Consider the following 11,868-nt stretch of genomic DNA (forward strand, 5'->3'; position numbering starts at 1 on the left):
GGCGGTGACCTCCCCCAGCCGCTCGTTGTTGAAGGCGAAGGCGGTCGGCGTGTTGACGCCCTTGCCGAGGCAGAAGGCATAGTCCGCCCACTTGGCCGAGAAGGCCAGCCCCGCGTCCGAGGAGCCCGCGCAGATGATCTTCATGTCACCCTGCGGGGTCGGCCGCACGAGGCAGTCGTCCATCGTGTAGTGCTCGCCCTTGAAGTCGGAGCGGCCGGTCTCCCACAACTCGCGCAGGATGCGGGCGTATTCGTCCAGCACCTGATAGCGGTTGCGGAAGTGCTCCTCGCCCGGCCAAAGGCCCATCTGGGTGTACTCGGGCGGCTGCCAGCCGGTGATCAGGTTGAGGCCGAAGCGGCCGTGGCTGATCGAATCGATGGTGTTGCACATCCGCGCCGCGAAGGCGGGCGGGATGATCAGCGTCGGGCAGGTGGCGTAGATCTTGATCTTCTCGGTCACGGCGGCGAGGCCGGACATCAGGGTGAAGCTCTCCAGCCCGTATTCCCAGAACTCCGACTTGCCGCCGAAGCCGCGCAGCTTGATCATCGAGAGCAGGAAGTCGAGCCCGTGCTTCTCGGCCCGGATCGCGATCTCCTTATTGAGATCGAAGCTGGGCATGTACTGCGGCGAAGTCGTGCTGATCAGCCAGCCGTTGTTGTTGATGGGCACGAAGACGCCGACTTGCATGGACTAGCTCTCCAAAAACTTGACGACGAGGCGATTGAAACCCGCGGGATCAGTGACGTTGCAGGCATGGCCGCCCCATCCAAAGGTGGCGACGTCGGCCGCGGGGATCGGTCCGGCAAGGTCCAGTGAGGCCGCGCAAGGCACGAGGAAATCGTCGCGCGTGGCGATGACGAGGGTTTCGCCCAGCCTGGCCAGCCGCTCGGCCGAAGGGGCATAGGCGCTGACGGCGGCGATGCGCTTTTCCATGGTCTCCGCACCGGGGAAGCCTGCGATGTGGTGCGCAAGGTCAGCCTCGAGCAGCGCGTCGTTGGCGGCGATCCAGTCGGGCGGGTAGAGGAACAGCGGCTGCGCGCGCAGGAACGGCTCGTTCCCCGCATGACGCAGCAGGGCGAGGCGCGCCTCGAAGCAGCGGCGGGTGTGCGGGGAGAGGGTGCGCCAGCCGTTGATCACCACCAGCTTGTCGATCCGGCCGGAGGCGAGGGCGGTCTCGATCCCGATCATCCCGCCCAGCGCGTGGCCGACGAAGTGCGCTCGTGTGATGCCGAGCGCATCCATCAGCGCGATGACATCCTGCGCCATGTTCTCGATCGAGGTCGTTTCCGGCAGCGCGCGATCGCTGCGGCCGGTGCCGCGCTGGTCGTAGGTCAGGACGCGGTGGTTCGCGGAAAGTGCGGCGAGGTTGGGCTGCCAGTAGGCACCGCTGCCGCCGAGGCCGCTCGACAGGATCAGCGTCGGCGCGCCTTCGGGGCCGTGGAACTCGTAGTGGAGGCCGGCAGCAGTGCTCATGCGCTATGGGGCTTCGATGCTTCGACAGGCTCAGCACTCAGCCTGAGCGGGGTTGGGGGCGATGCCATTAACCCGAAACACTCCCTCGTCATTGCGAGCGTAGCGAAGCAATCCAGGGCAGTCTTGCGCCGCTCTGGATTGCTTCGCTACGCTCGCAATGACGCTTCAAGGTACAGTCGTCAGGCTGTGGTAGCCTGCGCTGTTCCCGCTCACCCTGAGCTTGTCGAAGGGTCATGCCAGATGCGCCACCGACGCGATCTCGACCAGGCAGTCGGGCTTCACGAGGTCGGTCTTGATGCAGTAGCGCGCAGGCTTGTCGCCGGGAAAGTACTCGGCATAGACGGCGTTGAACGCGGCGTAGTCGGCCATGTCCTTGAGGAAGATGTGGTTCATGGCGACGTCGGCCATGGTGCCGCCCGCGGCCTCCACGGTGATCCGGATCGCCTCCAGCACGTGGCGGGTCTGCGCCGCCGCATCGCCGACATGCAGGACAGTGCCGCCTTCGCCCAGCGCCAGCATGCCCGAGACGTAGAGCACGTTACCCGCTTTCGCCCCGGCCGAATAGGGCGCGATCGGGGTGGGGAACTCGGACGGGTTCACGGCTTCGAAGGGCATCGTCACTCCTTTGGTGGAAGCTGGCTCACGGCAGTGCGGAAATCGGCGACCGTGCTGACCCAGCCGAAGAACTTCTCGACGTTGTAGATGGTGGCCTCCTTGATGAAATCGGGGCCGAGGTGATGCGTCGCATCCTCCAGCAGCACGCCGAAATATTCGAGGTGGAAGCCGTCGCGCAGGGTCGATTCGACGCAGACGTTCGTGGCGATGCCGGTGAATACCAGCGTGCGTATGCCGCGCGCGCGCAGGACGGAATCGAGCTGCGAGTTGAAGAAGGCCGAATAGCGCGGCTTGTGGACGCGAAGGTCGCCTGCCTTCGGTGTCAGCGCATCGACCAGTTCATAGTCCCATCCGCCGCGCGCGAGGAACTTGCCCGAGAGTTCGGGGCGCCTGCGCATGGTCTTGAGCGCATTGGACTTGTGGAAGTTGGGCGAGAGCGGCGTGCCTGCCTCGACGTAGTCGGCATCCCAGCCGTTCTGCAGGAACACCACTGTCATCCCGGCCGCGCGGGCGGTGTCGAGCACTTCGGCGATGTGGCCGATGGTCGCGGCGGCGGGCCCGACGTCGAAGCCCGCCTCGTCCACGTAGCCGCCTTTGGAGGCATAGGCGTTCTGCATGTCCACCACGATCACGGCAGTTGTCGCCGGATCGAGCCGGATGGCCTCGGGCCGCGCAGGAAGCACTGCGGAGGAGGGGGAACCGGGGGACGGGTCGACGATGATCTCGCTCACCCCGATACTATTGAGCACAGGTCCGGGGTGGTCAAGGTGGCTGTTTGGGATCGTGATTTCGGATCGCTCGCCCTGTTCGATCGAAACAATTTCGTCATTCCCGCGAAGGCGGGAACCCATCTGATGACGGTTCCGGCTGCACGGGCATCAGATGGGTCCCCGCCTGCGCGGGGATGACTGGGGTGAGCGGGCAATGTTCAGGCGGCCCTCACACCGCCGAGGGACGCGGCTCCTGCGGCCTGACGCCCAGCAAGCGCTCCAGCGCGGCCGCGAAACCGGCGTTGCGCTGGCGGTTGGAGGACTGGATGCGATCGAGGTCGAGCCCGCTGCCGCCGGTCAGCAGCACGCCGAACTCGCCCTTGCCGACCCAGCGCACTTGCGCCTGCAGGTCAGCCTGTCCGGGCAGCGAGACGCGCAGCATCTCGCCGGTGCTCGGCTGCAAGGTGCGCGAGGCGATGCACATGCCGCCGGGCGAAACGTTGCGCACGATCACGTCCTCGCCTGCGCGCCCCTCGCCGCCGATGACGGCCTTGATCAGCGTCCGCACACGCGGCGCGCGCTGCTGTTGCGCGCCTTGGCCGGCGGCAGCTTCCGACGAGACGGAAGCACGCCGCACCAGCGCTTTCAGCCACTCGGGTCGCTCGCTGCTCGCGAAATCATCGATGTCCGCCATGGGATCGGCTACCTCTTCGCATTCGTGTCCCCGGTGCATGGTCCGGCCCGATGCAAAATCAGGCGCGGTCGAACCGGCGGCGCTGCGGTGGGGGGTGAGAACGATGCGCCAGCCGGTTCGCGTTTATTGTGCAGCCGCACAGTTCCCGGATGGTTAACAAATCCCTTACGTAAGTTGCCCTGTGAAAACGATTGAATTGGCGGTAGGGATGCTTTGGGTGCCGTTATGGTGCCTCCGGGTGCCGGTCTGTTCCGGGTTCTTCCGTTGCAAAATCTGCATTTTGGTCGCCGCCCTCTTGTCGCGGTGCAGTAAAACCTGACATGACAAGCCGACATGCTCCGCCAGTACGAACTCGTCGAACGCGTCAAGGAATACGCCCCGGAGGCCGATGAGGCCCTCCTGAACCGTGCCTACGTCTATACCGTGCAGAAGCACGGCACCCAGAAACGCGCCAGTGGCGACCCTTATTTCAGCCATCCGGTCGAAGTGGCGGGCCTGATGACCGAGCTGAAGCTCGATCAGCAGACCATCATCACCGCGTTGCTCCACGACACGGTCGAGGACACCCTCGCCACGATCGAGGAGATCGACAAGCTGTTCGGCTCCGACGTCGCGCGGCTCGTCGACGGCGTCACCAAGCTCTCCAAGATCGAGGTGATGACCGAGAGCGAGCGCGCGGCGGAAAACCTGCGCAAATTCCTGCTCGCGATGAGCGAGGACTTGCGCGTCCTCCTCGTCAAGCTGGCCGACCGCCTGCACAACATGCGCACCCTCCATTACATCAAGAAGGAGGACAAGCGCCGCCGGATCGCCCGCGAGACCATGGATATCTACGCCCCGCTCGCCGAGCGCGTGGGCATGTACGAATACATGCGCGAGATGCAACTGCTCGCCTTCGAACAGCTGGAACCCGAAGGCTACGCGACGATCACCGGCCGCCTCGCGCAGATCCGCAGCGAAGAGGGCGGGCAGGTCGACGAACTGGCGCTGTCGATCAAGCAGGTGCTGGCCGAGGCAGGCCTCAATGTCGAGGTTTCCGGCCGCGAGAAGCACCCCTATTCGATCTGGCGCAAGATGGCCGAGCGCCACGTCAACTTCGAGCAGATCACCGACATCATGGCCTTCCGCGTTCTGACGGACAGCGTGGACGACTGTTACCGCGCGCTCGGTGTGCTGCATCAAGCCTGGCAGATGATCCCGGGCCGCTTCAAGGACTACATCTCGACGCCCAAGTCGAACGGCTACCAGTCGCTGCACACGGCGCTGATCTTCCAGCGCTCGATGCGTATCGAGGTACAAATCCGCACGCGCGAGATGCACCGACTCAACGAATTCGGCCTCGCCGCGCATTGGGCCTACAAGCAGGGCGGCGCGCGGCCCGACGGGCAGGTCGGCTGGCTGCGCGACCTGATCGAGATCGTCGACGCCAGCCACGACGCCGAGGAACTGCTCGAGAACACCAAGATGGCGATCTACCAGGATCGCATCTTTGCCTTCACCCCCAAGGGCGCGCTGTTCCAGCTGCCCAAGGGTTCGACGGCGGTGGACTTCGCGTATGCGGTGCACACCAATCTCGGCAATGCGGCTGTCGGCGTGAAGATCAACAACCGGCACGTGCCGATGCGCACGCAGCTGGCGAACGGCGACGTGGTGGAGATCATCAAGAGCACCACTTCGGAGCCGCAGCTATCGTGGCTGGGCTTCGTCGTCACCGGCAAGGCCCGCGCCGCCATCCGCCGCGCGGTCCGCGCCAAGGAACGCGCCGAAGTCGCCGAGATCGGCGGCAAGCTCTACGACGAGATCGCCGGCCGCCTGCCGCAGCGCCTCGGCAAGAAGGCGCTTGCCCACGCGGTCGAGCGTCTGGACCTCCGCGACGAGGAAGACCTGATGTTCGCGATCGGCTCGGGCCGCCTGTCGGACCGCCAAGTCATGGAGGCATTGGTCCCCGGCAGCACGGCGGAACTGCCCGAGGACCCCGAATGGACCCGCACCGAACGTGCGATCTCGATCCGTGGTCTCACGGCGGGGGTCGGCTTCGAGCTGGCGGAATGCTGCCACCCGGTCCCCGGCGACCGCATCGTCGGCCTGCGTCGCCCGGATCACAAGGTGGAAGTCCACGCGATCGACTGCATGACGCTGGCGAGCGGCGTCGATGCCGACTGGCTCGACCTGTCATGGGGCGAGCGGACCACCGGCGCCGTCGGGCGCCTGCAGCTGATCCTCTACAACCGCCCGGGTACGCTCGCCGAAGTCACGCAGATCCTCGCCAGCAACCGCGCCAATGTCACCAACCTGCAGATGACCCAGCGCGACGAGCCCTTCGGCACTTACGAGGTGGACCTCGAGGTTTCCGACCTCGCGCACCTCACCCGCATCGTCGGCGCCCTGCGCGCCAGCGAAGCGGTGGCCGACGCTGAGCGCATCTGACCAAATTCCTCCCCGAGCTTGCTCGGGGAGGGGGACCGCCCGCGTAGCGGGTGGTGGAGGGGGCTACTCCCTCAGAACGTCAGCGAAACCTCGACGTCATCGCCTTCTCCGATCCCTTCGGCCTTGCGCACGGCGGCCTTCACCGGCAGCAGCCAGCCGCCGTCGGACTTGCTCGGAAACACCGAGGTTGCGAACTCGGTCGCGCCGATCCGCGCCTTGACCTTGAGCGAGCCGAACCCGCGCGCGGTGCCTTCCAGCTTGCGCATGATCGCCGTGCCGGACAGCGTCTCGCCCGCCGCGCCATCGATGGTGAGGAAGTGCCAGGTGCCGTTATTCGCCCCTCCGGTCCAGCGCCACAGACGGCCGGTGTGCTGCAGGTGCTCGCCGTGTGCGCTCATGGCTTCGTCGCGTCCTGCTTCACGGGCCGGATCGGCACGGGGGCATTGCAGACGTCCAGCCCGCCCGCGGGCTGGATGTAGAAGCTGTCCTTCCGGTTCGCGCGCTTGTCGACGTAGGCGGCGAAGCTCGCGCTCTCGGTGGAGAGGTATTCGTAGGCAGGCAGGTCCGCCACGTCGCTGCCCATCCGCACGGAGACGATCGGCGTGCGCTCTTCAGGCGTTTCATAGAAGCCCAGCGCACCTGTACCGCGCGGTAGCGACGACAGGTGCTCCATCCCCGCGATGATCCGCCCGACGAGTGCGATGTTGCGGTCCAGCTGACGCGGCGCTTGTCCGATCACCGTGTAGAGTTCGGCGCCGGTGCCGGTATCGGGTGAGAGATTGCGGCCAACGCCGACCATGCCGTAGCAGTGGACGGGCCAGCCTGTGCGGCCATCTGCCGCGATGGGCCAGCCATGATCGAACAGCGTCAGGCCGTTGCGCAGATAGGAATCCGGATTGGTTGGGATCGTCGCAGTTTGTCCGGCCTCTTGCGCGCTGCGCTGCATGAAGCTCGATCGCAACCTTTCGTCGAGCGGCGTTACGTAGCCCTTCTCGGTTGGCTTCGCCAATCCCGCAGGCAAAGCCTTTGCCTTGCCCGGCGTCTCGCCATCGGGATCGCCCCACTGCACGACATAGTTGTCCTGCACTCGCACGACTGCGATCCCGTCGAACCAATGCGCGGCCACCAGCTTGCGGATGTTCCCGACCCACCCTTGCGAGAACGGCGCTGGCATCAACTGTATCACCACGCGGCGCGACCCGCCCTTGGCGTCGGGCGCAAGATCCATGACCATCAGGTCGCCCGGCGCGATACGCTGCCAGTCGGAAGCGGGAGCGGTATCGACGACGTCATTGGGCGTGACCGGCTTGTCCCCGGCCGCCAGCGAAGGCGTGGCAAGAGCGGCAAGTGCGACGGCGGAAAAGAAAGTGCGCATGAAGGCTTCATGCCATCACCACACCGCTTGCGAAACCCCGCGGGACTCGTTAGTGGCGGCCTCCTTACCAGTGCATGCGGAGCGGTGGCCGAGTGGTCGAAGGCGCTCGCCTGGAAAGTGAGTATACGCCAAAAGCGTATCGAGGGTTCGAATCCCTCCCGCTCCGCCAACTGATCCGAACCAATCATCTGAAAAACATGGGAAATGCGGGAAGGCTGAGATAGCCGCTCTCCACTTCGGTCCCACACCGCGCATTGGGCGCCCTTGCGCATCCTTGCGCACCATGGGGCTGGAAAGGGCCAAGCGCGAACCAATGCGGACGCCTCGATGCACTTCGCGTCCGATCCGCCACGCTCCATCGCCATCGGGCCGATCGAGGTCTTCCAGGATGAGAGCCTTCGGGGCCGGCCGACTGACCGGTCTGCTTCCCGAAAGGAAGCAGTATGTCGCAGCAAGCACAGTCAGCCGCCGCGGTCGGCGCCATTCAGACCTGGACGCATGAGCAGACGAGGCGGCGATGTTCGTGGCTGCTAATCGTGCGCGTCGAGCGATCAACCGGCTTGATGATTTCCACGCCGCTCTTGTCGCCGGGGATGAGGATGCGGTCGAGATCAATCGTGTGGTCGAAGCGGCTGGATTGCGGGTGTCGCGGCAGACGGGGTCGCAGTCATAGCAACCGGGCGAGGTCGCATTCACAAGCAGCATTGCCAGTGTCCTTGGCTGCTACGGTGAAGAGTTGGTCCTTGAGGCCTATGACGGTCGGGCGATGATGCAGCGCGCGGCAGCCTGAATGAATGCGCCCGCCGACAGATGAGCCGGCGGGCGCTGCATTTCTACAGCATAATGTTTCCACCACTAATATCTCGATCTCGCAGTCTGGAAAACCAGACTGCCGTGATCCAGTGGTCTAAACCATCGAAATGAGGGGCCCGTTGGACGCCGATCACCCCGCTAACGGGGTTCCTTTTCGCACGCCGATCAACAACTGGGACGCCGGTTAGGGCGCGGGCGAACAACAAAGGCTTTCGCCATGTGATCCGGTTCGCCCGCAAGCCGTAATTCATCCCCGATTGAGATCGGAGAGGGGCTGATCAATCGACCATTGCGGCGACGAGACGCTGCAAATGATCCCGGCTCAGAAGACCGGAGGGCAACCGGATCGGTCCATTATGCCCGGCCGCTGGATGGTAGATGGTATTTTCGGGGCGCTTTTGCGCGCCTTGGATATTGATATGCATGTGTTCCTGTGGTGCGGACTTTTCCGCCTTTATCTTCTAAACCCGCTGCGCCGTCTCGGCGGCCCTCCGCCTTGTCCCGGCGTCTTTTCACGAAACACGATTCGGCCCTTCGAAAGATCGTAAGGCGTCATTTCGACATGCACCCGATCTCCCACCACCGAGCGGATGCGAAACTTGCGCATCTTGCCCGCCGTGTAGGCGATGATCTTGTGCTCGTTGTCGAGCAGAACCGCGAAGCGCCCATCGGGGAGGATTTCCTCGATAAAACCTTCCATCGTCAGTAATTCTTCCTTGGCCAATCCATGCTATCCCGAATACGAGGGCACCCGCCGACATGCATGCGCAAAACGGCGGTCATGAGAGCCAGGCTGATGTCTGAAAAACACCTGCGCGATGCAGGCGCAAATTCGTCAAAAACGACGCAGCGATGTCCATATACATACAAAAATCGATTTTTCAATGAGGGTGCGGATTTTTAAATATATCCTCAATTCAGGTAATGCACTCGCCGATCGGCGTGAAATCCTGTAGAAGGTAAATATTGCCGGCCATTTTTGCACATCGGTGACTGAGAGACCAAGCGCGCTCCCGCAAAAGGAGAGTCTGCATGGACCTCAATCAGCTACTTTATCATCATCAGATTGCGCTGATGGAATTCGCCAGCCGCAGCAAGGGCAGCCGTGATGCCGGGGCGCGGTTCGATCTGGTCCGCCACTATGAAACCAGGATCGCCCGGCTGCGACAGGACATGGGTGTCTCAGCTTACCCGCAATGGTCATGAACTGGTCGTCGCCAAACCACTTGGCCCGCCCAAGGTCGCGCTCGGCGGGCATCCCGACGTGCGGACGCCAATGGAGCCGGATTTCAAGAGATCATCCGATCTTCCTGCGGCGCAGCGAAATAGCCGATCTCGCGTTCGCTCTTCTCGGCGGTCGGGTGGCGGCGCGGGATTTTCTTCGCGGCCCCGGCCCCGATCACGAAGGTACCATGCTTGAGATGGCAAGCGCCTCTCTCATCGGCCAGCTGCAGGTAACCAATCTGCTCCGGAAGGTCGCTGCGCGTCGGATACGCCCGTATCAATAGGAAATCCTGAATGGAAAGCGAAGACAAACCCGCCCCGCCGGCCCGTGCGAAAATGCGATGGTCGGATCGCCCGAAGTTGGCCCCTGATGCGGCGAGCCGCCAGGGGCAGGTGACGAAGCTGGCGCTCGAAACATTTGGAGGTCGGGACGAGGCTATCGCTTATCTCAACACGGCTTGCGGCAAGCTTGGCGGGCGACCGCTTGATCTCGCCGTGGAATCCGCGGAGGGCCTGAGCCGGGTGGAGCGCGCCCTTGCAGACCTGAAGCCCGCATGCTGATCCGCGCGGGTTACGATATAGCCTTCACATGCGAACAGTCTGTGCCGATGCTGGCGCATCTGAGCGTCCATCCTTCGCGCAACAAGGATCTGCGCACGCCGCAGCGACTGTTCACGATGCCTGACGTCCCGATCTATGATTACGTCGATAGCTTCGGAAATATCTGTACCCGTCTCACCATTCCGGCCGGCGGCCTGACGCTATCCTGCGGCTTCGTCATCGAGGATGATTTCGCCCCCGATCCGGTCGAACCGGAAGCCTCGCAATCAGCGATCGAGGCTTTGCCGGACGATGTCATGCTCTACCTTCTGGCCAGCCGTTATTGCGAAACGGATCGCTTGAGCGAAATGGCGTGGGACCTGTTCGGCAGCACCCCGCCGGGTTGGGCATTGGTCCAGGCGATCGTGGATTTTGTACATCGTCACATCCGCTTCGACTACATGAAGGCAAGGTCGACAAAGACAGCGTGGGATGTGTTCGAGGAGCGCGAAGGTGTCTGCCGCGATTTCGCGCATCTGGCGATCACGCTGTGCCGCTGTATGAACCTGCCTGCACGCTACTGCACCGGCTATCTCGGCGACATGGACTTGTTGAAGCCGCTGGGAGACATGGATTTTTCGGCCTGGTTCGAAGTGTGGCTGGGCGATCGCTGGTATGTCTTCGATGCAAGGCACAACCGCCCTCGCAGCGGGCGAATATTGATGGCGCGAGGACGTGACGCAGCCGATGCGGCGCTGACGATGACCTTCGGACCCGTCACACTTTCCCGGTTCGACATCTACACGGACGAAGACAGATTGGGCCTCGCTTCATCTTGACGCTGGAGCGGCTTGCTCCTCGGAGGCTCCAGGAAAGAAGCATGCCATTACGGCGGCTGTCACCCGGACCGGACGCTGCGACACCGCATCGACGCAGCACCAGCGCGATTTCACCTCGGCAATCACTTCGCTGCCGCGCCGGATCGTCGTTTCGTAGAATGCGCTCTCCCGGCGGACCTGCTCCAGCACTACATTGGCCGTCAGCTGGTCGCGAAGGAATGCCGGTTTGCGGTACGTGATCTCATGTTTGAGCGCGATCCATAAATAAGCTGCAACGGCGGCAGGTGCGCGGCGACAACTACGGTGGCCGGTTGAGCGGCAACTATGATGGCCGGTAGGATCGGTTGTCTGGGCTGATCGTAGGGAGGGGCGGAGCCCCGACCGGAGAGCGGACCAGACAACCGATGGCGATCTTCTTTCCCCTTCTTTCGGGGGTTGGTCGGGGCTGCGGCGGGCGGTGGTATCGGAACACTCATCGAACAAGGAACGATGGGTTTGCGATGCCGGGCCACCACATTTCCGATCAGCAGGTATTTCTCTTCATGACCCATCGTCGCCAACACACCCAGGCCGTCGCGGCCGCCAAGGCCGGTATCAGCGAGCGCAGTGCACGCCGGATCGAGAACGATCCGCAGCTTCCGTCCCAGAAGAAGAAGGAGCGCCACTGGCGCACCCGCGCCGATCCGCTCGAGCCATTCTGGCCACGGGTCGAGGAGTTGCTCCAGATCGACGGTATCATTGCCGTCACGGTCTTCGAGACGCTCCAGGACGAGTTCGGCGAGGATGCTGTTCCCGATGCGATACGACGAACTCTGGAACGCCGGATCGCCCGCTGGCGGGCACTGCACGGCGGTGAGAAGGAGATCTTCTTCCCGCAGCATCATGAGCCCGGTAGGCAGGGCCTGTCGGATTTCACGGTATGTGATAGCCTCAAGGTCACGGTTGCCGGCGAGACCCTGGGCTATCGCCTCTACCACTTCCGCCTGGCGGCGAGTGGCTGGGAGCATGCAGCTGTCGTGCTGGGCGGGGAGAGCTTTGCCGCCCTTTCGGAACACCTGCAGGATGCGTTGTGGAAGCTGGGCGGTGCGCCGGCCGAACACCGCAGCGATTCCCTGTCAGCCGCCTACAAAAACCTCGACGCCGATGCGCAGCGGGATT

The 11,868-nt window shown here is 63.7% G+C and carries 14 protein-coding genes, 1 tRNA gene and 1 pseudogene; 6 read left to right on the forward strand and 10 right to left on the reverse strand.

The window, feature by feature from the left end:
• The 5 genes from LH128_RS01465 to LH128_RS01485 all read right to left on the reverse strand — a co-directional run.
• Positions 1-687, reverse strand: a 687-nt coding sequence (locus LH128_RS01465) for an LLM class flavin-dependent oxidoreductase (protein ID WP_008827795.1), incomplete at its 3' end; no start/stop codon positions are given.
• Between the two features lie 3 nt (positions 688-690).
• A complete protein-coding gene (gene rutD, locus LH128_RS01470) occupies positions 691-1,473 on the reverse strand; it encodes a pyrimidine utilization protein D (protein ID WP_008827796.1) in 783 nt (260 codons plus the stop codon).
• 231 nt (positions 1,474-1,704) lie between these two features.
• Positions 1,705-2,088 (reverse strand): pyrimidine utilization protein C, encoded by a 384-nt coding sequence (gene rutC, locus LH128_RS01475; protein WP_008827797.1) that lies wholly within the window; start codon positions 2,086-2,088, stop codon positions 1,705-1,707.
• Positions 2,089-2,090: 2 nt separating this feature from the next.
• A complete protein-coding gene (gene rutB, locus LH128_RS01480) occupies positions 2,091-2,819 on the reverse strand; it encodes a pyrimidine utilization protein B (RefSeq protein WP_051211376.1) in 729 nt (242 codons plus the stop codon).
• Between the two features lie 208 nt (positions 2,820-3,027).
• On the reverse strand, positions 3,028-3,492 hold the full coding sequence (locus LH128_RS01485) for a PilZ domain-containing protein (RefSeq protein ID WP_008827799.1): 465 nt from the start codon (positions 3,490-3,492) through the stop codon (positions 3,028-3,030).
• 333 nt (positions 3,493-3,825) lie between these two features.
• Here LH128_RS01485 and LH128_RS01490 point away from each other — a divergent pair, with 333 nt between their 5' ends.
• Positions 3,826-5,919 (forward strand): RelA/SpoT family protein, encoded by a 2,094-nt coding sequence (locus LH128_RS01490; RefSeq protein ID WP_008827800.1) that lies wholly within the window; start codon positions 3,826-3,828, stop codon positions 5,917-5,919.
• Between the two features lie 71 nt (positions 5,920-5,990).
• Here LH128_RS01490 and LH128_RS01495 read toward each other — a convergent pair whose 3' ends face one another.
• Positions 5,991-6,317 carry a DUF1905 domain-containing protein gene (locus LH128_RS01495; RefSeq protein WP_008827801.1) on the reverse strand — a complete coding sequence of 109 codons (327 nt, stop codon included), beginning with the start codon at positions 6,315-6,317 and terminating at the stop codon, positions 5,991-5,993.
• Positions 6,314-7,294, reverse strand: a complete 981-nt coding sequence (locus LH128_RS01500) for a peptidylprolyl isomerase (protein WP_008827802.1) — start codon at positions 7,292-7,294, stop codon at positions 6,314-6,316. Before LH128_RS01500 ends, LH128_RS01495 begins: the two co-directional genes overlap by 4 nt.
• 78 nt (positions 7,295-7,372) lie before the next feature.
• Between LH128_RS01500 and LH128_RS01505 the strand changes: the two genes are divergently transcribed.
• Positions 7,373-7,463, forward strand: a tRNA-Ser gene (locus LH128_RS01505).
• A 922-nt stretch (positions 7,464-8,385) separates the two neighbouring features.
• Here LH128_RS01505 and LH128_RS32960 read toward each other — a convergent pair.
• Together LH128_RS32960 and infA are read right to left on the reverse strand one after the other, a co-directional pair.
• Positions 8,386-8,532 carry a hypothetical protein gene (locus LH128_RS32960; RefSeq protein ID WP_155986264.1) on the reverse strand — a complete coding sequence of 49 codons (147 nt, stop codon included), beginning with the start codon at positions 8,530-8,532 and terminating at the stop codon, positions 8,386-8,388.
• A gap of 29 nt (positions 8,533-8,561) precedes the next feature.
• Positions 8,562-8,831 carry a translation initiation factor IF-1 gene (infA, locus tag LH128_RS01510; RefSeq protein WP_036526130.1) on the reverse strand — a complete coding sequence of 90 codons (270 nt, stop codon included), beginning with the start codon at positions 8,829-8,831 and terminating at the stop codon, positions 8,562-8,564.
• Positions 8,832-9,139: 308 nt separating this feature from the next.
• On the opposite strand from infA, the gene LH128_RS32965 reads away from it, so the two are divergent.
• Positions 9,140-9,313 (forward strand): hypothetical protein, encoded by a 174-nt coding sequence (locus LH128_RS32965; protein ID WP_008827804.1) that lies wholly within the window; start codon positions 9,140-9,142, stop codon positions 9,311-9,313.
• Positions 9,314-9,396: 83 nt separating this feature from the next.
• On the opposite strand, the gene LH128_RS01515 is transcribed toward LH128_RS32965, so the two are convergent.
• The gene (locus tag LH128_RS01515; protein ID WP_155986265.1) at positions 9,397-9,642 is read right to left on the reverse strand and encodes a hypothetical protein; all 246 of its coding nucleotides are present in this window, start codon (positions 9,640-9,642) and stop codon (positions 9,397-9,399) included.
• Between LH128_RS01515 and LH128_RS01520 the strand changes: the two genes are divergently transcribed.
• The 3 genes and pseudogenes from LH128_RS01520 to LH128_RS01530 all read left to right on the forward strand — a co-directional run.
• Positions 9,626-9,892, forward strand: coding sequence for an antitoxin Xre/MbcA/ParS toxin-binding domain-containing protein (locus tag LH128_RS01520; RefSeq protein ID WP_008827806.1), 267 nt, complete (start codon positions 9,626-9,628; stop codon positions 9,890-9,892). The two genes, LH128_RS01515 and LH128_RS01520, sit on opposite strands and share 17 nt — an antisense overlap.
• Positions 9,886-10,710: a transglutaminase-like domain-containing protein gene (locus tag LH128_RS01525; protein WP_008827807.1), complete on the forward strand. Its 825-nt coding sequence runs from the start codon at positions 9,886-9,888 to the stop codon at positions 10,708-10,710. The genes LH128_RS01520 and LH128_RS01525 overlap by 7 nt, the downstream gene beginning before the upstream one ends.
• A 500-nt stretch (positions 10,711-11,210) precedes the next feature.
• A pseudogene (locus LH128_RS01530) lies at positions 11,211-11,868 on the forward strand (IS21 family transposase); the annotation flags it as partial.

Origin of the sequence: Sphingomonas sp. LH128 (genome assembly GCF_000293195.2) — a bacterium.
GTDB classification, from domain to species: domain Bacteria; phylum Pseudomonadota; class Alphaproteobacteria; order Sphingomonadales; family Sphingomonadaceae; genus Novosphingobium; species Novosphingobium resinovorum_A.

What these genes read in the sequence shown, in the direction of transcription:
- LH128_RS32960 (WP_155986264.1), bottom strand. Translation starts at nt 8,532, where the DNA reads ATGCATATCAATATCCAAGGCGCGCAAAAGCGCCCCGAAAATACCATC.
- LH128_RS01525 (WP_008827807.1), top strand. Translation starts at nt 9,886, where the DNA reads ATGCTGATCCGCGCGGGTTACGATATAGCCTTCACATGCGAACAGTCT.
- LH128_RS01495 (WP_008827801.1), bottom strand. Translation starts at nt 6,317, where the DNA reads ATGAGCGCACACGGCGAGCACCTGCAGCACACCGGCCGTCTGTGGCGC.
- LH128_RS32965 (WP_008827804.1), top strand. Translation starts at nt 9,140, where the DNA reads ATGGACCTCAATCAGCTACTTTATCATCATCAGATTGCGCTGATGGAA.
- rutC (WP_008827797.1), bottom strand. Translation starts at nt 2,088, where the DNA reads ATGCCCTTCGAAGCCGTGAACCCGTCCGAGTTCCCCACCCCGATCGCG.
- LH128_RS01485 (WP_008827799.1), bottom strand. Translation starts at nt 3,492, where the DNA reads ATGGCGGACATCGATGATTTCGCGAGCAGCGAGCGACCCGAGTGGCTG.
- LH128_RS01500 (WP_008827802.1), bottom strand. Translation starts at nt 7,294, where the DNA reads ATGCGCACTTTCTTTTCCGCCGTCGCACTTGCCGCTCTTGCCACGCCT.
- LH128_RS01520 (WP_008827806.1), top strand. Translation starts at nt 9,626, where the DNA reads ATGGAAAGCGAAGACAAACCCGCCCCGCCGGCCCGTGCGAAAATGCGA.
- LH128_RS01490 (WP_008827800.1), top strand. Translation starts at nt 3,826, where the DNA reads ATGCTCCGCCAGTACGAACTCGTCGAACGCGTCAAGGAATACGCCCCG.
- rutD (WP_008827796.1), bottom strand. Translation starts at nt 1,473, where the DNA reads ATGAGCACTGCTGCCGGCCTCCACTACGAGTTCCACGGCCCCGAAGGC.